Annotated in this window: 25 protein-coding genes and 1 other annotated feature; of the genes, 22 read left to right on the plus strand and 3 right to left on the minus strand. The window is 41.8% G+C overall.

Annotated elements, in window-relative coordinates; translation table 11 throughout:
• Nucleotides 1–20: 20 nt before the first annotated feature.
• The 8 genes from argJ to MKY18_RS05555 all read left to right on the plus strand — a co-directional run bounded on the left by argJ (nt 21) and on the right by MKY18_RS05555 (nt 10,048).
• Complete coding sequence (gene argJ / locus MKY18_RS05520; RefSeq protein WP_342497773.1) at nt 21–1,241, plus strand: bifunctional ornithine acetyltransferase/N-acetylglutamate synthase; 1,221 nt, start codon at nt 21–23, stop codon at nt 1,239–1,241.
• A 14-nt stretch (nt 1,242–1,255) separates the two neighbouring features.
• On the plus strand, nt 1,256–2,032 hold the full coding sequence (argB, locus tag MKY18_RS05525; protein WP_111912280.1) for an acetylglutamate kinase: 777 nt from the start codon (nt 1,256–1,258) through the stop codon (nt 2,030–2,032).
• On the plus strand, nt 2,029–3,180 hold the full coding sequence (locus tag MKY18_RS05530; RefSeq protein ID WP_111912282.1) for an acetylornithine transaminase: 1,152 nt from the start codon (nt 2,029–2,031) through the stop codon (nt 3,178–3,180). Before argB ends, MKY18_RS05530 begins: the two co-directional genes overlap by 4 nt.
• A gap of 69 nt (nt 3,181–3,249) precedes the next feature.
• Complete coding sequence (locus tag MKY18_RS05535; RefSeq protein WP_044139915.1) at nt 3,250–4,311, plus strand: carbamoyl phosphate synthase small subunit; 1,062 nt, start codon at nt 3,250–3,252, stop codon at nt 4,309–4,311.
• Nucleotides 4,304–7,384, plus strand: coding sequence for a carbamoyl phosphate synthase large subunit (locus MKY18_RS05540; protein WP_342497774.1), 3,081 nt, complete (start codon nt 4,304–4,306; stop codon nt 7,382–7,384). Before MKY18_RS05535 ends, MKY18_RS05540 begins: the two co-directional genes overlap by 8 nt.
• Nucleotides 7,381–8,331 (plus strand): ornithine carbamoyltransferase, encoded by a 951-nt coding sequence (gene argF / locus MKY18_RS05545; protein ID WP_003211887.1) that lies wholly within the window; start codon nt 7,381–7,383, stop codon nt 8,329–8,331. The genes MKY18_RS05540 and argF overlap by 4 nt, the downstream gene beginning before the upstream one ends.
• 102 nt (nt 8,332–8,433) lie before the next feature.
• The gene (locus MKY18_RS05550; protein WP_003211282.1) at nt 8,434–8,613 is read left to right on the plus strand and encodes a YjzC family protein; all 180 of its coding nucleotides are present in this window, start codon (nt 8,434–8,436) and stop codon (nt 8,611–8,613) included.
• A 169-nt stretch (nt 8,614–8,782) separates the two neighbouring features.
• A complete protein-coding gene (locus MKY18_RS05555) occupies nt 8,783–10,048 on the plus strand; it encodes an MFS transporter (protein ID WP_106064982.1) in 1,266 nt (421 codons plus the stop codon).
• A gap of 117 nt (nt 10,049–10,165) precedes the next feature.
• Here MKY18_RS05555 and MKY18_RS05560 read toward each other — a convergent pair whose 3' ends face one another.
• Complete coding sequence (locus MKY18_RS05560; protein WP_044139919.1) at nt 10,166–10,360, minus strand: YjzD family protein; 195 nt, start codon at nt 10,358–10,360, stop codon at nt 10,166–10,168.
• 211 nt (nt 10,361–10,571) lie between these two features.
• Between MKY18_RS05560 and MKY18_RS05565 the strand changes: the two genes are divergently transcribed.
• From MKY18_RS05565 to MKY18_RS05580, 4 genes are all read left to right on the plus strand, one after another.
• Entirely contained in the window at nt 10,572–11,312 is a 741-nt protein-coding gene (locus MKY18_RS05565; protein WP_003211061.1) for a hypothetical protein, read from the plus strand.
• 75 nt (nt 11,313–11,387) lie between these two features.
• Nucleotides 11,388–11,963 carry a nad binding enzyme gene (locus MKY18_RS05570; protein WP_106064984.1) on the plus strand — a complete coding sequence of 192 codons (576 nt, stop codon included), beginning with the start codon at nt 11,388–11,390 and terminating at the stop codon, nt 11,961–11,963.
• Between the two features lie 90 nt (nt 11,964–12,053).
• Nucleotides 12,054–13,016 carry a BMP family ABC transporter substrate-binding protein gene (locus MKY18_RS05575; RefSeq protein ID WP_044139922.1) on the plus strand — a complete coding sequence of 321 codons (963 nt, stop codon included), beginning with the start codon at nt 12,054–12,056 and terminating at the stop codon, nt 13,014–13,016.
• 10 nt (nt 13,017–13,026) lie between these two features.
• A complete protein-coding gene (locus MKY18_RS05580) occupies nt 13,027–13,224 on the plus strand; it encodes a ComZ family protein (RefSeq protein WP_003211983.1) in 198 nt (65 codons plus the stop codon).
• A gap of 10 nt (nt 13,225–13,234) precedes the next feature.
• On the opposite strand, the gene MKY18_RS05585 is transcribed toward MKY18_RS05580, so the two are convergent.
• Nucleotides 13,235–13,468 carry a hypothetical protein gene (locus MKY18_RS05585; protein WP_106064985.1) on the minus strand — a complete coding sequence of 78 codons (234 nt, stop codon included), beginning with the start codon at nt 13,466–13,468 and terminating at the stop codon, nt 13,235–13,237.
• Nucleotides 13,469–13,637: 169 nt separating this feature from the next.
• On the opposite strand from MKY18_RS05585, the gene MKY18_RS05590 reads away from it, so the two are divergent.
• From MKY18_RS05590 to MKY18_RS05630, 9 genes are all read left to right on the plus strand, one after another.
• Nucleotides 13,638–14,576, plus strand: a complete 939-nt coding sequence (locus MKY18_RS05590) for a beta-ketoacyl-ACP synthase III (protein WP_003212296.1) — start codon at nt 13,638–13,640, stop codon at nt 14,574–14,576.
• Nucleotides 14,577–14,597: 21 nt separating this feature from the next.
• Nucleotides 14,598–15,839, plus strand: a complete 1,242-nt coding sequence (gene fabF, locus MKY18_RS05595; RefSeq protein WP_003211631.1) for a beta-ketoacyl-ACP synthase II — start codon at nt 14,598–14,600, stop codon at nt 15,837–15,839.
• A 77-nt stretch (nt 15,840–15,916) separates the two neighbouring features.
• Nucleotides 15,917–16,711 (plus strand): DUF2268 domain-containing protein, encoded by a 795-nt coding sequence (locus MKY18_RS05600; protein WP_342497775.1) that lies wholly within the window; start codon nt 15,917–15,919, stop codon nt 16,709–16,711.
• 170 nt (nt 16,712–16,881) lie between these two features.
• The gene (locus MKY18_RS05605) at nt 16,882–17,862 is read left to right on the plus strand and encodes an ABC transporter ATP-binding protein (protein WP_268507255.1); all 981 of its coding nucleotides are present in this window, start codon (nt 16,882–16,884) and stop codon (nt 17,860–17,862) included.
• Nucleotides 17,859–18,881 (plus strand): dipeptide ABC transporter ATP-binding protein, encoded by a 1,023-nt coding sequence (locus tag MKY18_RS05610; protein ID WP_283924319.1) that lies wholly within the window; start codon nt 17,859–17,861, stop codon nt 18,879–18,881. Before MKY18_RS05605 ends, MKY18_RS05610 begins: the two co-directional genes overlap by 4 nt.
• A gap of 83 nt (nt 18,882–18,964) precedes the next feature.
• The gene (locus MKY18_RS05615) at nt 18,965–20,599 is read left to right on the plus strand and encodes a peptide-binding protein (protein WP_065098858.1); all 1,635 of its coding nucleotides are present in this window, start codon (nt 18,965–18,967) and stop codon (nt 20,597–20,599) included.
• A 131-nt stretch (nt 20,600–20,730) separates the two neighbouring features.
• On the plus strand, nt 20,731–21,681 hold the full coding sequence (locus tag MKY18_RS05620) for an ABC transporter permease (RefSeq protein WP_044139928.1): 951 nt from the start codon (nt 20,731–20,733) through the stop codon (nt 21,679–21,681).
• Between the two features lie 33 nt (nt 21,682–21,714).
• Entirely contained in the window at nt 21,715–22,614 is a 900-nt protein-coding gene (opp4C, locus tag MKY18_RS05625) for an oligopeptide ABC transporter permease (RefSeq protein ID WP_106064987.1), read from the plus strand.
• Between the two features lie 156 nt (nt 22,615–22,770).
• The gene (locus MKY18_RS05630; RefSeq protein WP_044139930.1) at nt 22,771–23,523 is read left to right on the plus strand and encodes a YjbA family protein; all 753 of its coding nucleotides are present in this window, start codon (nt 22,771–22,773) and stop codon (nt 23,521–23,523) included.
• Between the two features lie 35 nt (nt 23,524–23,558).
• On the opposite strand, the gene trpS is transcribed toward MKY18_RS05630, so the two are convergent.
• On the minus strand, nt 23,559–24,554 hold the full coding sequence (gene trpS, locus MKY18_RS05635) for a tryptophan--tRNA ligase (protein ID WP_265208984.1): 996 nt from the start codon (nt 24,552–24,554) through the stop codon (nt 23,559–23,561).
• A 53-nt stretch (nt 24,555–24,607) separates the two neighbouring features.
• Nucleotides 24,608–24,826, minus strand: a binding site (T-box leader).
• Nucleotides 24,827–25,307: 481 nt separating this feature from the next.
• Between trpS and MKY18_RS05640 the strand changes: the two genes are divergently transcribed.
• Nucleotides 25,308–26,945 (plus strand): peptide ABC transporter substrate-binding protein, encoded by a 1,638-nt coding sequence (locus MKY18_RS05640; RefSeq protein WP_003211080.1) that lies wholly within the window; start codon nt 25,308–25,310, stop codon nt 26,943–26,945.
• Nucleotides 26,946–26,959 lie beyond the last annotated feature (14 nt).

Below are 26,959 nucleotides of genomic sequence, written 5' to 3' on the forward strand. Positions count from 1 at the left end.
GAACAGGGGAGACAACAAACATGATCGAATTGAATGAAAAAAGCATTGTTAAAATAGACGGTGACGTATCATCACCAAAAGGCTTTGAAGCAAAGGGGATTCATATTGGATTACGTTATTCAAAAAAAGACCTTGGACTGATCGTCAGTGAAGTACCGGCAGCGAGTGCAGCTGTATACACACAAAGTCACTTTCAAGCTGCGCCTCTACAAGTCACTCAGAAAAGCTTAAAAAAGACAGGGCAATTAAAAGGGGTCATTGTCAATAGTGCTATCGCCAATGCATGTACCGGTGAGCAAGGTTTGAAAGACGCATACGAAATGCAGGCAGCCTGCGCAGATATGTTAGGGGTAGCACCTGATTACATTGCTGTTTCTTCTACTGGTGTCATTGGAGAGTGTCTGGATATGGATAAAATCAAAAAAGGCATCACTCAGCTGAAAGGAGCAAAAGCAGGAAATGGTCATTTTGAAGAGGCAATTTTAACGACAGATACAGTCATTAAAAATACAACATACACCCTGACGATAAACGGCAAAGAGATTCTCATTTCAGGTGCAGCGAAGGGCTCTGGCATGATTCATCCGAACATGGCAACAATGCTTGGCTTCGTGACAACGGATGCAAATGTCGAACAAGAAGCTCTGCAAAATGCACTTCGTGATATTACCGATGTGACTTTTAATCAAATTACTGTCGACGGAGAAACATCGACAAACGATATGGTGCTCGTGATGGCAAATGGCATGGCAGAAAATGATGTGCTAAATGAAGAGCATCCAGAATGGCCATTGTTCAAAGAAGGATTAAAGCTAGCTTGTGAGGATCTTGCTAAAGAGATTGCAAGAGACGGAGAAGGTGCAACGAAATTAATTGAAGCGCAAGTTGCTGGTACTAAAAATCATTTAGAAGCTGGCATCATAGCGAAGAAAATCGTCGGTTCAAGTCTAGTGAAAACAGCCGTATACGGTACCGACGCCAACTGGGGGCGTATCATTGGAGCGATTGGCCATAGCGCAGCGTCCGTCACCCCACAAGAGGTAGAAGTGTATTTAGGTGGACAATGTCTGTTTAAACATAATGAACCGCAGCCATTCTCAGAAGAGGAAGCAAAAGCGTATCTAGAGCAGGATGAGATTACGATTTTGATTCAAATGAATGAGGGAAATGGTCAGGCAGCGGCATGGGGCTGTGACCTTACCTATGATTATGTGAAAATTAACGCGAGCTATCGCACATAATGAAGGAGATAGACATGGATAAAACGATCGTATTCAAGTGTGGAGGCAGTGTCATTCGAGAACTTTCAGATACCTTTTATGAAAATGTCCGCTCACTTCAAGCTGCTGGATTTAAGCTGGCTATCGTCCATGGCGGAGGCCCTGAAATCACTAGCATGCTGCAAAAATTAGAAGTGAAAACAGAATTTGTTGACGGGCAGCGCAAAACAACGAAGCCGGTATTAGAGGTAGCCGAAATGGTCCTCTCGGGAACGGTTAATAAATACTTTGTGTCAGAGCTCGCAAAGCATGATATCTCATCTGTCGGCGTGTCTGGGAAAGATGGTCAGATGCTTGTCGCTGATTTTCTTGATCAAGACGTGTACGGGTACGTTGGTGAAATCAAAGAAGTGCATCCAGAGATGGTTGAAGCATTAATGGAAAAACAATTTATTCCTGTGATTGCACCGCTGTCTATGACAGAAGAATGCCAAACGTTAAACGTAAACGCTGATTTAGCAGCATCAGCTGTCGCAGGAGCGATGAAAGCTGATAAGCTCATGTTTGTTACAGATGTGGAAGGCATTTTAAAAAATGGTGAATTATTAGATGTCGTCACCGAACAAGAAGCTCTCACGCTCATTGATGAAGGCATTATTTCCGGGGGAATGATTCCAAAAGTACAATCCGCTTTGAGTGCTTTATCAGGAGATGTGGATGAAGTCATGATCGTCAATGGTAAAGGAAGTATCTTTACAGGGGAAACCTTTAAAGGAACAAGAATTGTGAAGGAAAAGGAGGCGGTCCTGTGAGTCATCTCTTTCAAACTTATGGACGGTGGAATGTTGAAATTAAAGAGGCAGCAGGTTCTTGGGCAGTCGATACAAATGGGAAAAAATATTTAGACTTTATACAAGGCATTGCGGTCACAAATCTCGGTCATAATCACCCAAAGGTCAATCAAGCCATCAAGAAGCAGCTTGATCACGTCTGGCATGTATCGAATCTATTTGAAAATGGGCTGCAGGAAAAAGCAGCAGAAAAGCTGGCTGCAAACAGTTCAGGGGATCTCGTGTTTTTCTGTAATAGCGGAGCTGAGGCAAATGAAGGTGCAATCAAATTAGCGCGTAAAGCAACAGGGAAAACAAATATCGTGACATTTTTGCACTCTTTTCATGGGCGCACGTATGCTGGTATGGCTGCTACAGGTCAAGATAAAATCAAAACGGGCTTTGGCCCTATGCTGGAAGGCTTTCATTATGTACCGTTTAATGACCCAGACGCTATTGCTGCATGTGAAGTCGATGATGTGGCAGCGGTGATGCTTGAGGTTGTGCAAGGAGAAGGTGGCGTAAATCCAGCGACAACAGAATTTCTAGAAGCTGTTCAAGCGTTTTGCCAAAAGCATGAAGCACTTCTGATCGTAGATGAGATTCAAACGGGTATTGGACGTACAGGAACAGCATTTGCATACGAACAGACGGGACTTGATCCTGATATTATCTCTTCTGCTAAAGGATTAGGAAATGGCTTCCCAGTCGGTGCAGTCATCGGGAAAAAGGCTTTAGGAGACGCATTCTCACCAGGTTCACATGGAACAACTTTTGGTGGCAACATGCTTGCCATGGCTGCTGTGAATGCAACACTCGATGTCATTTTCAAAGATGAGTTTCTGACAGAAGTCAAAGAAAAAGGCGCTTATCTGCTAGAAAAACTACAAGATCTGAAACAACTGAATATCGTAAAAGAAGTACGCGGAAAAGGATTGATGGCAGGGGTTGAATGTCATCAGCCAGTCGGTGATTATATCACAGCTCTGAGAGAACAGGGATTGCTGGTACTTCCAGCTGGTCCGAATGTGATTCGGTTATTGCCTCCGCTGAATGTAGAAAAAGCAGAAATAGATCAAGCAATAGAAGCGATTACTCATGTTTTAGCAAATGAAACAGTGACGGCATAAATTTTTTTACACCAAAACGCATAAAAATGCATTTATATTACTAATTATTCAATTTGGGGTGACACGAGCATGAAAGGTTATTTAAATTTAGAAGATGGAGCCTCTTTTGAAGGAGATCTGACAGGAGAAGCTGGCATGACAGGAGAAGTGGTTTTCTTTACAGGGATGACCGGTTACCAAGAGGTGCTCACAGATCCTTCCTATAAGGGACAAATCATTGTTTTCACATATCCGCTCATCGGAAATTACGGCATTAATCATGAAGACTTTGAGAGCAAAAAACCACAAGTGAAAGCTGTCGTTGTGTATGAAGCAGCGGATCATTTCTCTCACCATCTGGCAGCGGTTAGCTTAAAAGATTATTTACAAAAGTGGAACATTCCGCTTCTGACTCATACTGATACACGAGCAGTCGTGCAAAACATCCGGGCAAATGGGACGATGAATGCTGTGATCAGTGCAGACGAAAACGAAACACCGCCGGCCATGAAACAAGACAATGTGGTCGCACAGGTGACAGAGGATGAAATCTACACACAAGGCAGCGGCGAGGAACATGTAGCGCTTATTGATTTTGGCTTTAAAAAATCAATAGCAGATTCGCTTGAAGCGCGCGGCTGTAAAGTAACCGTCATTCCGTACAAACAGCTGGAAAAGGTGTTTGAAATTAAGCCAGATGCGGTCCTGCTATCAAATGGGCCTGGAGATCCCAAAACAATGAAGCCATATTTAAAAACCATTCATGACATCATGATGACCTTCCCGACACTTGGAATCTGCTTAGGTCATCAATTAATCGCTCTTGCACTTGGCGGGGATACGTATAAGCTTCCATTTGGCCACCGCGGGGCGAATCACCCTGTACAAGATACAGAATCCAAACGTGTTTTCATGACAAGTCAGAATCACAGCTATGTGGTGAATGAAAAAAGCATGAATGACAAAGAAGTGGACGTGAAATTCCTTCATGTTAATGATGGATCTGTCGAAGGATTCATTCATAAAGAGAAGCTCATTATGTCAGTTCAATTTCATCCAGAAGCACACCCAGGTCCTGCTGAAAGTGAATGGATATTCGATGATTTTATTGAGAAAGTGAAACAAGCAAGGAGAGAAGTTGCACATGCCTAAAGATCAAAGCATACAAACCATTCTAGTCATCGGGTCTGGTCCAATCATCATTGGTCAGGCAGCAGAATTTGATTACTCAGGAACACAAGGATGTATGGCCCTAAAAGAAGAGGGCTACAAAGTCATTTTAGTGAATAACAACCCAGCAACCATTATGACAGACGAATCATTTGCTGATGAAATCTATTTTGAACCGCTTTCAGTTGATTCAGTGACAAGAATCATCGAAAAGGAAAAACCAGATGGTCTTTTAGCCAACCTTGGCGGACAGACCGCTTTAAACCTTGCTGTCGAGCTCGAAAAAGCCGATGTGCTGAAAAAGCACGGGGTAACCCTGCTCGGAACGTCAGTTGAAACAATTGAAAACGGTGAAGATCGAGAGAAATTCCGTGCTCTCATGAAGCAGTTGAACGAACCTGTGCCAGATAGTGAAATTGTGGATAATGCAAAGGATGCCCTTCAATTTGCAAAAGAAGTAGGCTTCCCAGTCATCCTAAGACCAGCATACACACTTGGCGGAAAGGGCGGCGGAATTGCTTTAACAGAAGAAGCGTTTAAACCGCTTATTGAAGGAGCCCTTTTAGCGAGCCCGATTCATCAGTGTTTAGTTGAAAAAAGCATCGCGGGTTTTAAAGAAGTCGAATATGAGGTCATGAGAGACCGTCAAAATACGTGTATTACGGTTTGTAATATGGAAAATATCGATCCAGTTGGCGTGCATACAGGAGACTCGATTGTCGTTGCGCCTTCGCAAACATTAACGGATCAGGATTATCAAATGCTTCGTTCAGCGAGCCTGAAAATCATTTCAGCACTGGATGTAGTCGGGGGATGCAACATCCAATTCGCCCTTGATCCACTCAGTAAAGAATACTTTGTCATTGAGGTGAATCCGCGGGTTAGTCGTTCATCTGCTCTTGCCTCAAAAGCAACGGGCTATCCGATTGCTAAAATGGCAGCAAAGCTTGCGGTAGGCTATACACTAGACGAACTGAAAAACCCGCTCACAGGCACAACTTATGCTAGTTTTGAGCCGGCACTCGATTATGTCGTCGTGAAATTCCCGCGCTGGCCGTTTGATAAATTTAAACAGGCAGATCGGCAATTAGGTACAAAAATGAAGGCGACTGGCGAAGTCATGGCGATTGACCGTAATTTAGAATCAGCCATCCAAAAAGCGGTCGCCTCTCTTGAAATCAAAACAAAGGGCTTTCACCTGCCAGAATTGAAAGACCAATCGACTGAACAACTATTTGAGCTTGTCAAAACACCAGACGATCGACGTTTCTTCGCTGTCATGGAGCTTCTTTCAAGACAGGAAACGGTTGAAGCGATCCATCAAGCGACGAAAATCGATCTATTCTTCTTACATGTGTTCAACAATATGATCACTCTCGAACAGGAATTGAAGAACCATGAGGGAACACTCTCAAAAGACACCTTGAAAAAGGTAAAGGAAAAGGGCTTCCTTGATGAAACGATTGCTCTTCTAACAGGCAATAATGAAGAGGCTATTAGACAGCTTCGTCAAGAATATGGCATTACGGCTTCATTTAAGATTGTCGACACATGTGCAGCGGAATTTGATGCAAAAACGAACTACTTCTATTCCACATACTTTGGCAAAAGTGATGGAGAGGATCAAGAGAAAACCAAACAGCGTGCACTCATCATTGGCTCTGGTCCAATTCGAATTGGGCAAGGAGTCGAGTTTGACTATAGTGCGGTGCATGGCGTTCTTACCCTGCAAAAGCTTGGCTTTGAAACCATTATGATGAACAACAATCCAGAGACGGTCAGTACGGATTATGAAATCGCAGATCGTTTATATTTTGAGCCCATTACATTAGAGCACATCTTAAACGTTGTGGAAGCAGAGCAAATTGATTTCGTCATCGTTCAATTTGGCGGACAGACTGCCATCAATGTAGCAGAAGGTTTAGAAAAAGCGGGCATTACGTTGTTAGGTACATCCTTTGACACGCTAGATGCGCTGGAAGATCGTGATCTGTTCTATCAGCTTCTTGATGAACTGAACCTACCTCATGCAAAAGGAAATACAGCTCATTCAAAAGAAGAAGCGCTCACGCATGCTAAAAGCATCGGTTACCCTGTGTTAATTCGCCCATCGTATGTCATTGGCGGAATGGGAATGATTGTTGTCCAATCAGAAGCGCATTTGACGTCACTACTTGATCAGCCAGATCATTTGCCGTATCCAATTTTAATTGATGAGTATGTCACTGGAAAAGAAGTTGAAGTGGATCTGATTTCTGACGGAAAAACGACTTTCATCCCAACGATCGTGGAGCATATTGAGAAAGCGGGCGTCCATTCAGGTGACAGCTTTGCCATCTTACCAAGTGTCTCTATCAGTGAAGACATCAAACAGCAGGTGGATATTGCGTCCGAACAAATAGCGAAGAAATTAGCGTTTAAGGGCATTATGAATATCCAATTTGTGATCAAAGGGGATCAAGCGCTTGTACTAGAGGTGAATCCGCGGGCGAGCCGGACCGTTCCAGTTGTCAGCAAGGTGATGGGCATTGACATGATTCCGCTTGCGACTCAATTATTAGCGGGTGCAAAGCTTGAAGAACTGAACCCAGTAACGAAAAACAAAGGGGGAACAGCGGTCAAATTCCCTGTCTTCTCATCACATGCCATTCAAGATATTGACTTAAAGCTGACACCTGAAATGAAAGCGACAGGAGAAGGAATGTGTGTAGGCAAAAACGCCGAAAGCGCCTTGAAAAAAGTGTTTGAGTCGATCTGGCATCAGAAAGGTAGCCTTTTTATAAAAGGCAGTGAACAATTGGTAGATGAAGCAAAACATGCAGGCTTTGACGTCTGGACGGACAGCTTTGACACTTGGCTGCAAAACGAAGATAAATCCCTTCATATCCATTTAGGCGAAGATGAAGAGGCAAAAGAGCAACGAGTAAAAGCACTCACACACGGCGTCCAAGTTCTAACAGAATATGAAACAGTTCAAGCATTCCTGCAAGGAAAAAATGGAGATGTATCACCAGTATCGCTCCAAGAATTATACAAAAAGGAAGTGACGGCATGAGTCAAGTTGACGTGCAACCAACATTATACGGAAAAGACTTTTTATCATTAAAAGATTTCTCAATCAATGACATTGCTTATTTAATTGAAAAAGCGGAAGAAATGAAACAAAACCCATACCAAGATTTATTCAAAGGGAAAACGTTAGCGATGATCTTTGAAAAATCGTCAACTAGAACCCGCGTGTCGTTTGAAGCGGGAATGACGCAGCTGGGGGGACACGCGCTCTTCCTCAGCTCAAATGATTTGCAAATCGGCAGAGGAGAAACGATCAGTGATACAGCGCAGGTGCTGTCTGGCTATGTAGACGGCATTATGATTCGAACCTTTGAACATGAGAAGGTCGAGGAGCTGGCACAATACGCTTCCATTCCTGTCATCAATGGACTGACTGACTACTCCCATCCATGCCAGGCACTTGCTGATTTATTGACGATAAAAGAAGCAAAAGGAACATTAAAAGGAATCAAAGTCGCCTACATCGGTGACGGAAATAACGTAGCTCACTCCTTGATGGTTGGCTGTGCGCAGCTAGGCTGTGATATTGCAGTTGCATCACCAAAAGGCTATGAACCACTTCAAGAAGTAACAGACACAGCACGTGAGTTTGCAAAACAATCAGGCGCAGAAGTCATCGTTACGACAGACCCTGTCGCTGCTGTCCAAAATGCAGATGTCATTTATTCAGATGTGTTTACAAGCATGGGGCAGGAAGCAGAAACAGAGAAACGTCTTGCTGAATTTAAAGAATATCAAGTCAATGACGCACTAATGCGTCATGCAGCAAAAGATTATATTTTCCTTCATTGTCTCCCGGCACACCGCGGAGAAGAAGTGACAGCAGACATTATTGACGGACCGCACTCAAAAGTATTTCAGCAGGCAGAAAACCGCCTGCATGTTCAAAAAGCATTAATCAAAGAGCTCATGTATCAACAAACCAAATAAATGAAAAGTATCCCTGACTCGTAGGAGCAGGGACTTTTTGCATAAAGGATTGGAGAGGCAAGTCACGGGACATAATAACATCATCGAGAAAGGAGGATGGAAATGGGTCAGCAGCATCAGTTTAAATCAGGGAATAAAGCACCAAATAATGGTGTGTATGTCGAGATCGGTGAAACCGGCAGTATGGTGAAAGATCCTTTAAAGATTAAGCTTCAAGCAGGCGACGTCTTTCCGGATAACTCGAACCATAACCGTGTTTGGACCTATCAGAGAAAGCCGTAAGCAATTGACTAAGAGTCGGTTGGAATAAGTCTTTAGAGGCATGTGTCATGCCTCTTTTTTCTTTATAATAAAAAACAATTAAGTTCAAATTTTCAAATAAATAGTATGAATAAAAGAGAAAATAAGGTAAAATATGTAATTGTAATATATTGTTGAAAGGATTTGTGTGATGGAAAAGACGAATCTCAGTGAAAGTGTTTGGAATAAACGCTTCACCTCATTATTCATATCAAGACTCATTAAAAACACAGGAGAAAGTTTTGCTTTTACATCCGTCCTTTGGCTATTGATTTTGAGAGGGGATGGAGCGCTCGGTACAGGACTTCTCCTAGCAGTAACCGTACTTCCTTCATCTTTGCTAGCCCCAATACTAGGACCTCTTATGAAAAAGCACCATTTGTCTAAATGGATGTTCGCTTCAGACGTCGTTCGAGCAACCATTGTACTCATTATTCCGCTACTGCATTTTTCGCATCTATTGCCATTATGGTTATTGATCTCATTAATGGTTATTCAATCGGCAACAGGTGCAGCGTATAACCCAGCCTCGGTGGCGATTTTACCGCAGATTGTACCGAAGCATCTGATTCAAAAAGCAAATGCCATCCTGCAATCTTCTTTTGAAATTGTTGCACTTGCAGCAGTCATGGTCGCTGGTCTCTTAGTCAAATTAATCGGACCTGCAGATACTCTGCTCATCACCACTGCCTTATTCATCATCTCCGGCCTGTTTATTATCGGTGTTAAATTAAAGAAAACCGATGAAGACAAAGCAGCAGGTATAAAACAAGCAAAGAATACATATTTGTATAACTTAAAAAGAGGGTTTCTCATCGTCAAAAATCATCACATTTTATTTGCGCTGACGTTGTATTGTATTTTAATGAATGTCGCCGCAGCTCCGTGGCAGGCACTATCTGCTGTATACGTAGCAGAAGCGCTGCAAAGTGATTCCATGGTGTATTCCATTTTAAGAGGAGTTGCTGCAGTCGGCGCGTTTATGATGGGCTTTGCTTTGGCGAAGGTGAAAATTAAGAGATTTGGTTTGTTCTTTATTGTCGCTGGTATGATTGAAGGAGCTGCGTTCTTTATCACAGGGATGAGTACATGGCTGCCAGTCGTTCTACTAGCTTCCTTTATATTCGGTGCAGCCGTTAGTGCGATCAATGTACCGGAAATGGTCATTATTCAAACGTCTGTCGACCAAGATGATCAGCCGCAAGTGTACGCGGTGATCAATGCTTCATCAAATGTTTTCCTCCCGTTTGCAGCTGTCGTATCAGGCGTTCTGGCAGAAAGATTTGGAGCGGGACCTGTCATTGCTGGCGGCGGGGTCCTTGAAATTTTATCAGGTATCGCGATCTTCCTGTTTACAGGGCTTGCGAAAAGCCATTTGACAGCAGACAAACAGAAGTCCGAAACCGTCGAGGTGTAATCAATAAAAAAACCCCCTGTGGCTGCAGGGGGTTTTAGCGTACCGCTTTTCAAGCAAAAAGAAAAAGAGCTAAAATCAAGATCATTTTAGCTCTTTCTCACATTCATCTCTTACGTATTAAGAGTGTTTTGTTGAACTTTCCGTTTCTTTCATTGGACTTACTTCAGCAAAGATGAATAAAATAACCGTAAACACCACTGCAAGAATAGAAGTCAAAGTAAAGTCATAAGCAGCGCCATTCATCGAAGCAACGATGTAACCAGCCATATGTGTCAGCAGAAAAGTCCAAATGAGGGTGATAATATAACGCATAATCCCACCGTCCTTTATGTAACAATCTATTGATTATCATACCATAGATACGAGTGAGGGGAAAAGACTGTTTTAGCCTTTATGTGACCATTTTTAGACCTTCTTCTATAAAAATAAAAAGAATTCTTCTGTCATTAGGGGATTTCCTTATTCCTACAAGAGTTGTTGTTCATATCATAGAAAGCAGAATCACTGAAAGGAGGCTGGCCATATGGGTGTAAGCGAACGGTTTTTCCAGCTTGGTTCCCAGTGGAACGTCATTCATCTTCCTCAAAAACCAAATGGCTTTGGCATTCTTATCCTCGGTGACCGAAATCACTTTGTGCAGGAAAATACATCATTCTGGCTTCAGCACTATGGAAGAAACCAGCTTTTAACTGCCTTAAAGGATGAAGGATATACATTGTTTAATAGTCATCTTCATGGGAATCACTGGGGATGCGAAGATGCTGTTTTTAGTACAAAGCAGCTCGTTCATCACACATTAAAACAAGAAATATTAAACCGGGAAATTCATGTGCTGGCAGAGGGGATGGGTGCACTCGTTGCTATGAGCCTTGCTGAAGAGATGCCAGAAGTGCTAAGATCCATTGCGATGGTGAATCCATGTCTGCATCTCTATGCACAACGAGAAAGAGAAAAGGAACACAAATTCTTTTATAAACAGCTAATCAAAGAATTAGCGAAGAGCTACGGCTGCTCTGAAAAGGAAGCGGAAACGTATCCGCTCCCAGCTTGCCCTGTTCATTCTGCTCATGTACCGATTCACATATGGCAAAGACTAAACGGTGCACCCTATGCATATGAACTGCATGCAAAGCCTTTTATTGATCAGCACATGAAGAATCCAGAGCATTGTCAGATCGATCTCACCTTGCATATGTTTGATCATCCGAGAAGAATCTTTCAATCCATTCACAAGTTTTATAAATCGCATGAAAGAGAATTGTGATGAATAGGATGATAACAGCCCTTCATGGAAAGGGCTCTTCTTTTTATTTGATAAGCTAAAAAAGGGGACATGAACATGGAGACAGGACTGATCATAGGGGCAGATGAATTTTTTGGCCTAGCACTGTGTGAATATATGATGAAAGAGGGCATTCATGTGGATATCACATGCCCTCATAATCAAACAGAAGAGAAAAAGAGGTTATTAGAAGAACGAATGATGTGGCTTGGCAGAAATGATCTTTTCCGTGTCATTGACTTTCAGGATGGAAAAGACACGTATGATCTGATCTTTATTCAATCAGAAGAACCAGATAAAAGATACGAAGGCTTGAAAGCGGCGCATGGCATGTACCGAGTACTTTACGAAAAAAACGAAGACGAATCATCCAATCAGAAAGTGCCGGCTATTATTCTTCCTCGCATGTTTGGACCATGGACACTTGATAAAGAAAGAACGAAGCATGATGAGGCATTTTTTGTAGAAGATGTAGCAAGGGATTTGTTCAAGTGGGCATCAGGCTCTGAACAAAGACAGGAAATAACACATGAATTGAAGGTAGAAAGACAAACAGATGACAAACAAGCAGAAGAAATGATGGCAGAATGGAAAAGACAAAACTCAACATTTTTCGACAAAAAGCAAGAATGATCTTCCATCTTATCTTTTTTCAGTATAAAATAAACCTATATTTAACATACAGGTTCATGCCTGCATGTGGCAAAGGGAGTTGAACATGGCATGAAGTATCAGCGGCTTGTCATGATCTTTTCGTTCCTTCTCCTATTATCTGCCTGCTCACAGGCACCTTTAAAAGGACAGATTGAGAAGGTGGGTTTACTCGTCCCCGATACAATTAATGATCAAGTGTGGGGAACGAAAGGTTATAAAGGCTTATTAAATATTCAATCAACATTTGGTGTAGATGTTTATTATAAGGAAGGAATGGTCGACAAAGAGAAAATCGTTGATGCCATTGAAGAATTTCACAAAAAAGGAGTCAATTTGATTATTGGCCATGGCAATGAATACAGCGAAATTTTCAACATCATTAGTGAAGATTATCCGAAAACACAATTTATCACGGTAAATGGAAACAAGCCTCAGGCGGATAATGTTGCGAATGTGACGTTTAAAGGTGAAGCGATGGGCTTTTTTGGAGGCATGACAGCAGCCCATATGTCAAAAACAAAAAAGATTGGTATTCTTGCTACATATGATTGGCAAAGCGAAGTAGACGGCTTTATCAAAGGTGCAAAGTATCAAGATGAACATGTACAAGTGCTTGCCGAGTTTGTCGAAAACTGGGATGATGCGGACAAAGCCGTGGAGCTCTATCAAAAATTGAAAAAACAGGGCGTAGATGTTGTGTATCCAGCAGGTGATGGTTATAATATCCCTGTCATTGAACAAATCAAAGCCGATAATTTATCAGCGATCGGATATGTCACCGATCAATCTAACCTCGGCAGCCATACTGTCTTAACAAGCACAGTCCAGCATGTGGATAAAGCGTATAGTATTATTGCGAAGAAATTTAATGAAGGCAAGCTAAATGCACAAGGTGAGTACTCCTTTGACTTTAAAGAAGGAGTGATCGAAATGGGGAAATTTAGTTCCACCATTGACCGTGCTTTTTTGAAAGACATTGAAAGTGATATTGCGTCTTACAAAAAAACTGGCAAACTGCCAAATGAAAAGTGAGGATAAGGCGATGCAACACGAAAAATCGATGGAGTTTTTACAAATTGCCATGAAGTATTTTCCGCAGGCAAAAGAAGAATTAGATAAAGCAGGTATTCAGCTTGAGCCCGAAGCTCTTCAGCCGCTTTTATCATTGTTTACATCTGTTATGCAAGAGGCATATGAGCTTGGAAAAGCAGATGCAGAATCAGAAAAAGCCACAGAATAGTGGCTTTTTTTTATGATAATTTTTTTTTGAAGGCACTAATCATAGGGCCAACATCTTTAAACACAGGCTTCAGCTCATCGATGGAGTTCATAATGTTCCCAATTTGATTCATGACATGCATGTAGTCAATGGAGTCTTCACTTGAAGTTGTCTCCACGCGTTCCTCCTTAGCTTCTGTCTTGCTTTTCTCCTTTTCAAGCGGCTGTCCAAACATCATAGCTGAAAAAATATCTTTTTGCGCCATATCAAATGCTCCTTTCTCCTATTGGTATATCAATAATCTATGAAAAAAGTGAGAGGAAAGGTTAGACGTTTGTATTGCCAAGGAGAAAAAAATAAGTTAAAATTAGTACCAGATACTAATATAAGATCACAATATCACATGCTCGTATGAGTAAAAGGAGTCTTATTCAATGAATGCTGGAATTATTGGCCTTGGCCGCTATATACCTGAAAAAGTGTTAACAAATCTTGATTTAGAAAAAATGGTTGAAACTTCTGACGAATGGATTCGTACTAGAACAGGTATAGAAGAAAGAAGAATTGCTTCTGATGATGTCAATACATCACATATGGCGCTTGCTGCTGCAAAAAAAGCATTAGCTGACGCAAATGTAGCTGCAGAAGATATCGATATGATTCTTGTGGCGACAGTCACGCCAGATCAATCATTTCCGACAGTCGCTTGTATGATTCAAGAGCAGCTCGGTGCACATAAAGCATGTGCAATGGATATTAGCGCTGCGTGTGCTGGCTTTATGTACGGGCTTGTTACTGGAAAACAATTTATCGAATCAGGTACGTTCAAGCACGTACTCGTCGTTGGCGTTGAAAAACTTTCTCGCATTACCGACTGGGATGACCGCAATACTGCTGTTCTGTTTGGAGATGGAGCAGGTGCTGCTGTGTTAGGAGAGGTCAGCGAAGGGAAAGGAATTCTCTCATTTGAGCTTGGAGCCGATGGAAGAGGCGGTAAGCACTTGTACTTAGATGAAAAAGATCATACAATCATGAATGGACGAGAAGTATTTAAATTTGCTGTAAGACAAATGGGCGAATCAAGCGTAAACGTCATCGAAAAAGCTGGACTATCAAAAGAAGACGTTGACTTCTTGATCCCGCATCAAGCAAACATTCGCATTATGGAAGCAGCCCGCGAACGCCTAGAGCTGCCAGTTGAAAAAATGTCGAAGACAGTCCATAAATATGGAAACACATCAGCAGCATCCATTCCAATTTCACTATGTGAAGAAATCGAAGCCGGAAAAATTCATGACGGCGATGTGATTGTAATGGTAGGTTTTGGTGGCGGATTAACGTGGGGCGCAATCGCTATGCGATGGGGCCGATAAAAGAGTGAGGTGCACAAATTAATGGATAAAAAACGAGTAGTTGTTACAGGATTAGGTGCTTTGACACCTCTTGGCAACGATGTAGAATCAACATGGAAAAATGCTTTAGCAGGTGTATCAGGAGTTGGACCGATCACACGTGTCGACTCAAGTGAATATACAGCAAAAGTGGCTGCAGAATTAAAAGATTTTAACATTGAAGATTACATGGAGAAAAAAGAAGCACGAAAAATGGCACGCTTCACGCAATATGCAGTCGTTGCTGCTCAAAAGGCGCTAGAAGATTCACGTCTTGAAATCACAGATGAAATCGCACCGCGTGTCGGTGTATGGGTTGGGTCTGGTATTGGCGGACTTGAAACATTTGAAGAGCAGTTTGAAGTGTATTCAAATAAAGGGGCAAGACGGGTAAGCCCGTTTTTCGTTCCAATGATGATTCCAGATATGGCAACAGGCCAAATTTCAATTGCACTTGGCGCAAAAGGGGTTAACTCTTGTACTGTAACAGCATGTGCAACAGGTACAAACTCAATTGGTGATGCATTTAAAGTCATTCAGCGCGGAGATGCAGATGCGATGATCACAGGCGGAACAGAAGCGCCGTTAACAAAAATGTCGTTTGCTGGCTTCTGTGCGAACAAAGCTCTTTCGACAAATCCTGATCCAGAGACAGCAAGCCGTCCATTTGACAAAAACCGTGACGGATTTGTTATGGGAGAGGGCGCAGGGATTGTCGTTCTTGAAGAACTTGAGCATGCATTAAAACGTGGCGCGACGATTTATGCAGAAATTGTTGGATATGGATCAACTGGAGATGCGTATCATATTACAGCACCGGCTCCAAACGGAGAAGGCGGCGTACGCGCAATGAAAGAAGCGATTCGAGATGCTGGTTTGTCTGTGGAAGAAATTGATTATATCAATGCCCACGGAACAAGCACACCGTACAATGATAAATTTGAAACAATGGCGATTAAAGAAGTGTTCGGAGAGCATGCGAATCAGCTTGCGATCAGTTCGACAAAATCGATGACAGGTCACTTACTTGGTGCAGCAGGTGGAGTAGAAGCTATTTTCTCTGTGCTTGCGATTAAAGACAGTGTTATTCCTCCAACCATTAACCTTGTAACACCGGATGAAGAATGTGATCTTGATTATGTGGCAAATGAAGCACGTTCAAAAGAAGTACAAGTGGCTCTAAGTAACTCACTTGGCTTTGGCGGACACAATGCGACAATTATCTTTAAAAAATACGAAGCGTAATATTTCCTAGGAAAGCGGCGATCTATAAACAGATCGCCGCTTTTTTGCATATGATGAAAATGGAGGTGTTTAGCGGTATGGGTCTAGTCAATACACAATATCTCATTCATCAATCTTCATCATTTCAGGAGCTTGCGTCGCGCTTTGTTCCTTATTTTAAAGGGGCGGAGGAAAAAGAATGGTCCTCTATTCTCTCCCACCTGCAACATCACGGCATGATTCGGTCTTTTCGATCATGCAAAGACATGATCGAAAAGCTCAAAGAAAAAGGGTACTTCCAGCTCGTCATGAAAGAATACAAGGCGCTCCAAAAGCAGTGGAAAGGCCCTGACATTCCAGTCTTTATTTTGCCAGTCAATGAGAGCAGTAAAGAAATTAGAGAGCAATTTTATTATCAATCCGGCATGGCATTTGACGACAAGGTCTTTCTCTTTTTGTCGCCAAATACCCCGAAAGAACGTATCGGCACATTGCTGACTCATGAATATCACCATGTATGCAGGTTGCATTTTCTCACGAAAGAAGAAAAAGATTTTACATTCCTTGATACAATCATGATGGAGGGGCTCGCTGAATATGCTGTGTATCATAGATACGGAGAAAGCTATACAGCCAAATGGACCACTCTCTATGACGAAACGCAGCTTCAGCGTATGTATCAGAAATGGGTATCCAGTCATCTTGATCAAAAAGTGCAGGACGACGAAAGACTGATACAGAACCTCCTTTATGGAAAAGGGAACTACCCCAAAATGCTTGGTTACGCCACTGGGTATTATATTGTGAAAAAGTATTTCAGTGAACACAGAATCAGCGAGGAGTCTATGATTGCAGAGCCGTCCGAAACTTTTTTAAAGGCGATAGACTCATAAAGTGAATGATTCACATAAAAAGAGACATATTACAAATTTACTAAATTCTTCTTGATTTCGTCATAACAATGTAATAATATACAAATATAAATTTTGATAATTATTTTTATTCAAAAAAGACGGAATTTTTAGATTTAGTTCGATTGATTGATGGTGAAAGGGGCGAATACATGACCACGCTGCTTGAAGTGCAGAACTTAAAAACCTATTTTTTTCGAAAAAAAGAAGCGATACCTGCTGTAGATGGCGTTGATTTCAGCATCAACAGAGGAGAAACTGTCGCATTAGTCGGTGAGTCTGGATCTGGCAAAAGCATTACGTCCTTATCCATTATGGGCTTGATTAACGGCACTGGTGGAAAAATTATGGACGGTTCCATCAAGCTAGATGGTAAGGATCTCGTTACATATGGTGAAAAGGAATTATGCAGCATTCGTGGTAATGACGTGTCGATGATCTTTCAGGAGCCCATGACCTCACTCAATCCCGTCTTAACCATCGGGGAACAAATAACAGAAATCCTCATCTATCACAAAAAACTTTCAAAAAAAGAAGCGACGAAAAAAGCGATTGATCTGCTGAAGTTTGTTGGTTTTTCCAGACCGGAACAAATCATCAAAGATTATCCGCACCGTTTATCCGGCGGTATGCGGCAAAGAGTGATGATTGCCATTGCGCTAAGCTGTGATCCAAAGCTTCTCATTGCAGATGAACCGACAACGGCACTAGATGTGACCATTCAATCCCAGGTGCTCACATTGATGAAAGATTTATGCACGACATTTGGTACATCGATTCTCCTCATTACTCATGATCTAGGTGTCGTGTCTGAAGTGGCAGATCGAGTCATTGTCATGTACTGCGGACAGGTTGTTGAAAATGGGACCGTCGAAGAATTATTTGATCAGCCGCTGCATCCTTACACAGAAGGGCTGCTTGAATCGATTCCTGTCATTGACGGAGACATACAGCCGCTAACAGCGATAAAAGGGAATGTCCCTGCGCCAGATCAGCTTCCAGCCGGCTGCCGCTTTGCTCCTAGATGCCCGCAAGTGAAGGAGCGCTGCCTAGGTGAACTGCCTAAGCTGAGGACTTTTGAAAATGGCAGAAGCGTCAGATGCTTCTTATATGAGGAGGCAGACCAAACATGACTCTTGCTCAAAATCAACCACATGCAACAGATCTAATAGAGAAAGAAACCATTCTTGAACTGAAACAAATCAAAAAACATTTTCCGATTAAAGCAGGCGTCTTTCAGAAGAAAGTCGGTGCAGTCAAAGCTGTTGACGGCATAGATTTGAAGATTTATAAAGGTGAAACGTTAGGGATAGTGGGGGAATCAGGATGCGGTAAATCGACATTAGGCCGGACCATGATTCGTTTATATGAACCAACTGACGGTCAAATCCTTTTTAAAGGGCAAGATATCTCCCGTGTATCAGAATCAAAGCTAAGACAATCAACACGAAAAAACATCCAAATGGTTTTTCAAGATCCCTTTGCATCACTCAACCCTAGAAAAACACTTCGAAGCATCATCAAAGAACCCTACAAAACACACCACTTATATTCCTTAAAAGAAAGAAATGAAAAAGTAGAACAGCTTTTATCAAAGGTGGGCCTTCATCCAAGCTTTGCTAATCGCTATCCCCACGAATTTTCTGGCGGACAGAGGCAGCGAATCGGCATCGCTCGTGCGCTTGCCATGAATCCCGAAATGATCATCGCAGATGAGCCAGTATCAGCACTGGATGTATCCATTCAGGCGCAGGTGATTAATTTGATGGAGGAGCTTCAGGAGGAATTTGACCTGACCTATCTATTTATCTCTCACGACTTAAGTGTGGTCAGGCACATTAGTGATCGAGTCGGCGTGATGTATCTCGGCAAAATGATGGAGCTTGCCGATAAGTACAGCCTGTACGATGAACCGCTCCATCCATATACACAGGCACTGCTTTCTTCTGTACCTGTTACCCGTAAAAAGGGTCAGATCAAAAGAGAACGGATCATGCTTCAAGGCGATCTGCCAAGTCCTGCGAATCCGCCAAAAGGGTGCGTATTTCACACAAGATGCCCGCATGCGAAACAAATCTGTAAAGAAAAAATACCAGCATTTCAAGAATTAAAACCAAATCACTTCGTTGCCTGCCACCTCTACGACGCTTAATCAGCTTGGATGATTTCATCTTTGAGAGGGGGGATGAAGCGGCATCTGTCGTCATTTCTAAAAAAGGATAGGGGGAATTGTATATGAAAGGTAGAAATAGAAAATCCATTTTGATCAGTTTACTGCTGATTTTCACGCTCATGCTTGCGGCTTGCTCTAGTGGAAATAAAACCTCTGGAGACAGTGAAAAGAAATCCACCAGTAAACCTGTACAGGGCGGAGATCTTGTCATCGGTTCCATTGCAGAACCAACATTATTTAACTCGTTGTATTCAACAGATGTGGCTAGCTCTGATATTGAAGAAAGAATCTACAGCTTTTTACTTCAAACGGACGGAAAGTTGAACCCTCAGCTATCACTCGCAGAAGATATTAAAGAATCTGATGACGGGAAGCAGTTTGATGTGACCATTAAAAAAGGCGTAAAGTTTCATGATGGAGAAGAATTGACAGCTGATGATGTTGTGTTTACATACAGCATTCCGATCAATAAGGACTACAACGGGGAGCGCGGATCAGGCTTTGAAGTATTAGATTCTGTTAAAAAGACAGGAGATTACTCAATCGAATTCAAGCTCAATAAAAAAGATCCTTATTTCTATAATGTCACACTAGGAAGCTATGGCATTTTGCCTAAGCATATTTTAGGTGATGTGCCTGTAAAGGATCTCGGTGAAAATGAATTTAACCGAAAAAAACCAATTGGTTCAGGTCCATTTAAATTTGCCGAGTGGAAAGAAGGCGACTACGTGAAACTAGAAGCCTTTGACGATTATTGGGATGGACGTCCATATCTTGATACCGTCACGATTAAAACCATTCCTGATCAGAACGCAGCGATTGCCCAGCTGTCAGCAGGTGATATTGATTTCTTTGCTGTACCGGGAGCAGAGCTGCAAACGGCTGAAAAAGTCAGCAACATTAAAATTGAATCTGATCTAGGGCTCAATTATTCATACATTGGCTGGAACCAGAAAAATGATCTGTTTAAAAGTAAAAAGGTCCGTCAAGCGCTGACACATGCCATTGATCGTCAAACGATTGTTGATCAAGTGTTAGATGGAGACGGCAAAGTAGCCAACATTCCAGAAAGTCCGCTGTCATGGAACTATCCGAAGAATGAAAGTGTTCCAGTATTTGAGTTTGATCAAGAAAAAGCGAAAAAGATGCTGAAAGAAGAGGGCTGGGAGGATACAGATGGAGATGGCTATCTTGATAAGGACGGCAAAAAATTCTCCTTTGTCATAAAGACCAACCAAGGAAACAAAGTCCGTGAAGATATTGCTGTCGTTGTCCAGCAGCAGCTCAAAGAAATTGGTGTGGAAGCGAAGCCGCAAATTGTGGAATTCAGTGCACTCATTGAGCAGACGACACCGCCTAAGTGGGATTATGATGCGCTGCTGCTCGGCTGGAGCCTTGCCACATTCCCTGATCAATTCAGCATCTTCCACTCAAGCCAGTCAGAAAAAGGCTTGAATAACATCTGGTATAAAAATGAGGAGGTCGATAAGCTGTTAGTGGATGCTAAGAACTTAAGCGATCGAAAAGAATATTCAAAGGCATATGAAAAAATTTATGAATTGATCGCAGAAGATCAGCCATATACGTTCCTTTATTATGCCAACTCACATCGCGCGATGCCATCTAATCTCCAAGGCTACTCTTACCACCCGAAAGATGAGTATTACAAAATCGAGAAATGGTGGATTGAACAGTAGGCTGCTAGTGAAAAAGGGGAGTTCTCCCCTTTCAGCGTGAAGACACCAAAAAAGACAGAGGGCTAAAATAAAGACCATTTTAGCCCTTTTTCATCACAGTATGGCGATCCGATGAAAAAGGAGTTGTGCATATGGTTACATATATCATTAGAAGGACACTGCTTTCCATTCCCATCTTATTTGGGATTACCATTTTGTCCTTCGCCATTATGAAAGCAGCACCAGGCGATCCGATGTCACTTATGATGGACCCAACCATTAGTGCGGCAGACCGGGAAGCTTTTATTGATAAGTACGGCTTGAACGACCCTGAATATGTGCAGTATATGAAATGGCTTGGCAATATGCTTCAAGGTGACTTTGGCACCTCTATTGTTAAAAAGGGAACGCCTGTGGCTGATTTGATTTTTGCCCGGCTGCCAAATACCCTCATCCTCATGATCTTTTCTACATTAGTCGCCCTGATTATCGCCATCCCATTCGGTGTTCTTTCAGCAAAACGTCCATATACAAAGCTAGACTATGGCATTACGGTTACATCTTTTATCGGACTGGCTATTCCGAATTTTTGGTTTGGACTCATTCTAATAATGGTGTTATCTGTGAATTTAGGATGGTTCCCAACAGGCGGCGTCTCTACCTTAAATGCCGATTTTAATGTATTTGACCGGCTTCATCACATCATTTTACCAGCCTTTGTTTTAGCAACCGCTGATATGGCAGGGCTCACCCGATACACAAGGTCGAGTATGCTTGATGTCATGAGGCAGGATTACATTCGTACCGCAAGAGCGAAAGGCTTTCGAGAAAACAAAGTCATTTTCAAGCACGGGTTAAGAAACGGTCTTATGCCTGTCATTACGATTTTCGGATTGATGATTCCATCCTTTATTGGTGGTGCAGTCGTGGTGGAACAAATTTTCACTTGGCCAGGGCTTGGAAAGCTGTTCATTGATTCTGCCTTTTCGAGAGATTATCCGGTCATTATGGCGATGACTGTTATTTCCGCAGTGCTCGTGGTGGTTGGAAATTTAATAGCGGATATTCTCTATGCGATCGTTGATCCGCGTATTGAATATTAGAAGGGAGCTGAAGCACAATTGGCACAGCCTAATATGGGAACACCTCCTGTAGATATCAAATTAAAGGAAGGTCTTCCGCCAAAGCCAGAGACGATGCTGCGTTTATTTTGCGAGAAATTTTTCAAAAATAAATTGGCGGTTGCCGGCTCCGTGATCTTATTGGTGATTATCTTTTCAGCCATTTTCGCTCCAGTAATTGCCCCTTACGCACCAGAGCAGCAAGATTTATTAAAACGACTCCAGCCGCCAAGTGCTGAGCATTTGATGGGAACTGACAAGTTTGGCAGAGATATTTTCTCAAGGGTGCTTTATGGCGCGAGGGTCTCTTTATTAGTCGGTTTCGTCTCGGTGGTCGGTGCGATTACCATTGGCACGGTGGTCGGAGCGGTAGCGGGGTATTTCAAAGGATTTGTTGATTCCTTGTTAATGAGACTTGTGGATGTCGTGTTGTCGATTCCCGATATTTTTCTCTTGATCACGCTCGTTACCATTTTCAAACCGGGCATTGATAAATTGATTTTAATCTTTGCTTTGACCGGCTGGACCACAACCGCGAGACTGATCCGCAGTGAATTTTTATCACTACGAACAAGAGAATTCGTACTCGCAGCAAGAACCATTGGAACGAAAAACCATGTCATCATCTTTTCACATATTTTACCGAACTGTATCGGTCCTATTATTGTGTCAGCTACACTAAAAGTAGGTTCCGTCATTTTAGCCGAATCAACGCTGAGCTATCTAGGGTTTGGCATACAGCCGCCAACAGCGAGCTGGGGCAACATGCTGCAAGATGCACAAAACTTCTCGATTATGGTGCAGGCGTGGTGGTATCCGCTCTTCCCAGGTTTACTGATATTGCTGACCGTTTTATGCTTTAATTTCTTAGGAGATGGACTGAGAGATGCGCTTGATCCTAAAAAGTTAAAGTAAAGATGAAAGGGACTCTGCGACACCCTTTCTTTTCTTTATGTCATCAAGAAAAGCATGCCAGCATTCGCTCCGCTTGAAGTTTAATAAAGTTGGAATAATTTCTCTATCCCTTGCCCATACTGTGGACAACAGTTTTTATAAAGTGAGGGATTGGTTATGTTATTTCTTCATGACGTATGGGTGAATTGGTTTGAAGGGGAAGAAAATGGCTACAATGTGTGTCATTTTCATGAGTGGCGTAAGGAGGACAGTGTGGAGCTGTTAGATCAAGTACCTTTACTCAAGGTGCAGAGTCCTTTGTTTGATTACATAGAGAATGATCTTTCAGAGCTGCCGAAGACGCTGCTAGAGTCTGTATTTGAGAAATCATATATTCGAAAAAATCATGAACGGCGTAAATTAGAGTATTGCTTTGTGGTCACGGACGGCATTCGTATCATTGCTGTGGATACGATTGGGTATTCCATTCCTGTGAGGAAAAGCCGCTTAATTCCAAGGCAGGAGCAATTGGTGTATGAAATGGTGAAGGATGTGAAGGCTGAGGAATATGAATTCTCGCAGGACAGTCTTGAGTCGGCGAAGGAGTATCATATTTTGTCTTTGCCTCCGCAGCACATCAGCGGATTAACGAGAAAAGAAAGACAGCTGAAGCAGCTAATGTTTATGGCGCTCGATCAATTAAAAGGTCTTCAAAACAGGGCGGAGATTGCGTATTGGTATACGGAATGGAATCCGCGCATGTACAATCAAATCAAACGAATGTCATTCGAAGAGATTTGGAATATGCTTTACAATGAAACCATTGATGGATGGTCAGAGAATCATTTAGCATTTTGTGAAAAAATGATTAAGGGACAGCCGTTTTTTGAAAAGCTTTGGGAAATGGAAAACGAATCAAAGGTGAATTAGAAAAAGCTTGCAGCGTGATGTGCTGCAAGCTTTTTTTATTTGCGCTTTCTACCTAGACCCATTGCATTCTCCATTTTTTTCAGCATTTTGTTTGCTGCGCGGTTTGCTTTTTCAGCACCTTCGTCAAGAATGCGGTCAAGCTCGTCTGACTCAATGAGTTCATAGTATCGATCTTGAATTGGTTTTAAAGCATCAACAACGACGTTCGCAAGATCTCCCTTAAACTCGCCATACCCTTTGCCTTCATACTTTTGCTCAAGTTCTGCAATCGATATGTTACCTAAGACAGAGTAAATCGTCAGCAAGTTGGCGATCCCAGGCTTGTTTTCTTTGTCGTACTTAACGATACCTTCTGAATCCGTCACAGCACTTTTGATTTTCTTTTCAAGCTGCTTTGGTTCATCTAATAAGGTAATGAAGGATTTTTGGTTCGGATCGGATTTGCTCATCTTTTTCGTTGGATCTGCTAAAGACATAATCCGAGCGCCTTCTTTTGGAATCTTCACTTCAGGTACAGTGAAGATGTCATTGTATTTGCGGTTAAAACGTTCAGCAAGCGTTCTAGTCAATTCAAGATGCTGCTTTTGGTCTTCTCCGACAGGGACTAAATCAGTACCATATAATAAGATATCGCCAGCCATTAATGGGGGATACGTTAATAGGCCTGAAACAACCGCTTCCTTACCAGCGGATTTGTCCTTAAATTGGGTCATTCTTTCTAATTCCCCAATATAAGCAACACATTGCAGCATCCATCCTGCCTGGGCGTGAGCAGGTACCTCTGATTGGATAAACAATGTCGCCTTCTCTGGATCAAGTCCAACTGCTAAATAAAGAGCTGCTAAGCTTCTAATATTTTGGCGTAGGGCTAGCCGGTCCTGATTCACTGTAATCGCATGCTGATCGACTACACAAAAATAGCCGTGATAATCATGCTGCAAATCGACAAATTGCTTCATCGCTCCAATATAGTTCCCCAATGTCACAGAACCGCTCGGCTGAATGCCTGAAAAAATTGTCTTCTTTGTCATACTAAAACCTCTTTTCTTCAATATAAAAAGGCCCACCCGTCACTTTTCAACAGAAAAGGGACGAATGAACCGTGGTACCACCCTTGTTATTTCACATGGAAATCACTCAAGACGTTGATATCGGAGACTGCTCCGTCTAAGCCTACTTACTTTCAAAAGTGTTCGGTTAGCTGCTCCAAAGCCCATTCCATACATGCCATTATCTGCTCGCACCGGCCGCAGACTCTCTGTAAATGGTGAATATATGTACTCTTCTTTTTCATCGCAACAGTATGTCTATCTATTATAAAGGATGACCATAAAAAAGTCACGAAGCCCTCATGTGACCTTCTCAGCATGTCGTTTGACACTTAAAATTTTAGATAAAATACCAACTATCTGTCAGAATTTTTTAAAAAAGGATGATTAATTATATGTATAAAACATTATTCCTGCTGAATTTGTTAAATTATTTTAATCAATTTCCGCTTTAATTTGTTGAAGTGATTGAGACTTTAGTTTATAAAAATCCCTCTTTATCCCCATTTACGTTTTTTAAAAATATATGAAATTGATATTGCAATAAATTATTCTATTCATTATAATTAATTTGTTCACACGTTTGTGCTAGGCTCTTTACATAGTGAAAATTCAGAAAAAACAAAAGAAATAGAAAGTAAGCTATTTAGGGACTTTTTTACGCTATTTCTTAAATCTGAATCTCATCTTCTATCGAGACCTTTGAACTAAAACATATTATAAGGGGGAATACAGTTGAAAAAGCGTTGGTCTGTAGTTACTTTAATGCTTATTTTCACACTTGTATTAAGCGCTTGTGGTTTCAGCGGAAACAAATCAGGCGACAGCACGAGCAGTTCTGGAGAGGCTAAAACAACACTAAATGTGAATATCTCCACTGAGCCTTTTTCTCTACATCCGGGATTGGCAAATGATTCAACTTCAGGAAGTGTCATCCGTCAGACTTTTGAAGGATTAACAAGAATTAACGCTGAAGGAAAGCCAGAAAATGCAATGGCTTCTGATATCAAAACAAGTGCTGATGGTAAAACATACACATTCACACTTCGTGATGCGAAATGGTCTAATGGTGACCCTGTCACAGCTAAAGATTTCGAATATGCTTGGAAATGGGCATTAGATCCTAAAAATGAATCTCAATATGCTTACCAGCTTTACTATATTAAAGGTGCTGAAGCAGCGAACAAAGGGAAAGCGAAAGTTGCTGATGTTGGTATTAAAGCAAAAGATGACAAAACGCTTGTAGTTGAGCTAGAGAACCCAACACCATTCTTTACTGAACTAACTGCATTCTATACGTATATGCCAGTCAACAAAAAAGTGGCTGAAAAGAATAAAAACTGGTTCACAAATGCTGGTGAAAACTACGTATCTAACGGACCATTTGTTCTTTCTCAATGGAAACATGGCGGTTCTATCACGCTTGAAAAGAACAATGAATACTGGGATAAAGATACTGTGAAATTGAAAAAGATTAACATGTCTATGATCAAAGACACAAACACTGAGCTTAGCATGTTCAAAAAAGGCGAGCTTGACTGGGCTGGTTCACCAACTGGAAGCCTTCCAACTGAGTCTTTAAAAACATTGAAAAAAGAAGGCGGTCTTAAAATCCAAACGATCGCTGGTATTTATAACTACAAATTCAACACAGAAGTAAAACCTTTAAACAATGCTAACATCCGTAAGGCCCTTGCATACTCAATCAACCGTCAAGCGATCGTTGACAAAATTACGCAAGGTGAACAAGTTCCAGCTATGGCAATCGTTCCACCAACAATGGAAGGATTCACGGATAACAAAACTGGCTACTTTAAAGATCACGATGTAGATACTGCTAAAAAACTTCTTGAAAAAGGTGCGAAAGAATTAGGTTATAAGTCTGTTTCTGATCTTCCAGCATTGAAACTTTCTTACAACACAGATGAAGGCCACCAAAAGATTGCACAAGCAATTCAAGAAATGTGGAAAAAAGATTTAGGTGTGAAAGTTGAACTTGATAACTCTGAGTGGAACGTATACATCGACAAAATCCACAGCGGAGATTACCAAATCGGACGTATGGGCTGGTTAGGTGACTTCAACGATCCAGTGAACTTCCTTGAGCTTTACAAAGATAAAGACGGTGGAAACAACGACACTGGATGGGAAAGCAAAGAGTACAAACAATTGTTGAATGATTCTGCGAAAGAAACAGATAAAACGAAGCGTGAAGAAATGCTGAAAAAAGCAGAAGAAATCATCATCAACGATATGCCTATAGCACCAATTTACTTCTACACTCAGCTTTGGGTACAAGATCCAAAACTTAAAGGTGTCGTCGTATCTGGACTAGGTGATGTTCAATACAAATGGGCACATTTCGAAAAGTAAGAGTTATAATGTAA

The sequence above is a fragment of the Bacillus sp. FSL R7-0672 genome (assembly GCF_038601465.1).
Lineage (GTDB): Bacteria > Bacillota > Bacilli > Bacillales > Bacillaceae > Bacillus > Bacillus pumilus.

Excerpts from the sequence above, each read along its gene's own strand:
- MKY18_RS05605 (WP_268507255.1), top strand. The coding sequence starts at position 16,882 with ATGACCACGCTGCTTGAAGTGCAGAACTTAAAAACCTATTTTTTTCGA.
- MKY18_RS05580 (WP_003211983.1), top strand. The coding sequence starts at position 13,027 with ATGCAACACGAAAAATCGATGGAGTTTTTACAAATTGCCATGAAGTAT.
- MKY18_RS05550 (WP_003211282.1), top strand. The coding sequence starts at position 8,434 with ATGGGTCAGCAGCATCAGTTTAAATCAGGGAATAAAGCACCAAATAAT.
- opp4C (WP_106064987.1), top strand. The coding sequence starts at position 21,715 with ATGGGAACACCTCCTGTAGATATCAAATTAAAGGAAGGTCTTCCGCCA.
- argJ (WP_342497773.1), top strand. The coding sequence starts at position 21 with ATGATCGAATTGAATGAAAAAAGCATTGTTAAAATAGACGGTGACGTA.
- MKY18_RS05535 (WP_044139915.1), top strand. The coding sequence starts at position 3,250 with ATGAAAGGTTATTTAAATTTAGAAGATGGAGCCTCTTTTGAAGGAGAT.
- MKY18_RS05610 (WP_283924319.1), top strand. The coding sequence starts at position 17,859 with ATGACTCTTGCTCAAAATCAACCACATGCAACAGATCTAATAGAGAAA.
- fabF (WP_003211631.1), top strand. The coding sequence starts at position 14,598 with ATGGATAAAAAACGAGTAGTTGTTACAGGATTAGGTGCTTTGACACCT.
- MKY18_RS05585 (WP_106064985.1), bottom strand. The coding sequence starts at position 13,468 with ATGGCGCAAAAAGATATTTTTTCAGCTATGATGTTTGGACAGCCGCTT.
- MKY18_RS05620 (WP_044139928.1), top strand. The coding sequence starts at position 20,731 with ATGGTTACATATATCATTAGAAGGACACTGCTTTCCATTCCCATCTTA.
- MKY18_RS05560 (WP_044139919.1), bottom strand. The coding sequence starts at position 10,360 with ATGCGTTATATTATCACCCTCATTTGGACTTTTCTGCTGACACATATG.
- MKY18_RS05540 (WP_342497774.1), top strand. The coding sequence starts at position 4,304 with ATGCCTAAAGATCAAAGCATACAAACCATTCTAGTCATCGGGTCTGGT.
- MKY18_RS05630 (WP_044139930.1), top strand. The coding sequence starts at position 22,771 with ATGTTATTTCTTCATGACGTATGGGTGAATTGGTTTGAAGGGGAAGAA.
- argB (WP_111912280.1), top strand. The coding sequence starts at position 1,256 with ATGGATAAAACGATCGTATTCAAGTGTGGAGGCAGTGTCATTCGAGAA.
- MKY18_RS05615 (WP_065098858.1), top strand. The coding sequence starts at position 18,965 with ATGAAAGGTAGAAATAGAAAATCCATTTTGATCAGTTTACTGCTGATT.
- MKY18_RS05555 (WP_106064982.1), top strand. The coding sequence starts at position 8,783 with ATGGAAAAGACGAATCTCAGTGAAAGTGTTTGGAATAAACGCTTCACC.
- trpS (WP_265208984.1), bottom strand. The coding sequence starts at position 24,554 with ATGACAAAGAAGACAATTTTTTCAGGCATTCAGCCGAGCGGTTCTGTG.
- MKY18_RS05590 (WP_003212296.1), top strand. The coding sequence starts at position 13,638 with ATGAATGCTGGAATTATTGGCCTTGGCCGCTATATACCTGAAAAAGTG.
- MKY18_RS05575 (WP_044139922.1), top strand. The coding sequence starts at position 12,054 with ATGAAGTATCAGCGGCTTGTCATGATCTTTTCGTTCCTTCTCCTATTA.
- argF (WP_003211887.1), top strand. The coding sequence starts at position 7,381 with ATGAGTCAAGTTGACGTGCAACCAACATTATACGGAAAAGACTTTTTA.
- MKY18_RS05570 (WP_106064984.1), top strand. The coding sequence starts at position 11,388 with ATGGAGACAGGACTGATCATAGGGGCAGATGAATTTTTTGGCCTAGCA.
- MKY18_RS05565 (WP_003211061.1), top strand. The coding sequence starts at position 10,572 with ATGGGTGTAAGCGAACGGTTTTTCCAGCTTGGTTCCCAGTGGAACGTC.
- MKY18_RS05600 (WP_342497775.1), top strand. The coding sequence starts at position 15,917 with ATGGGTCTAGTCAATACACAATATCTCATTCATCAATCTTCATCATTT.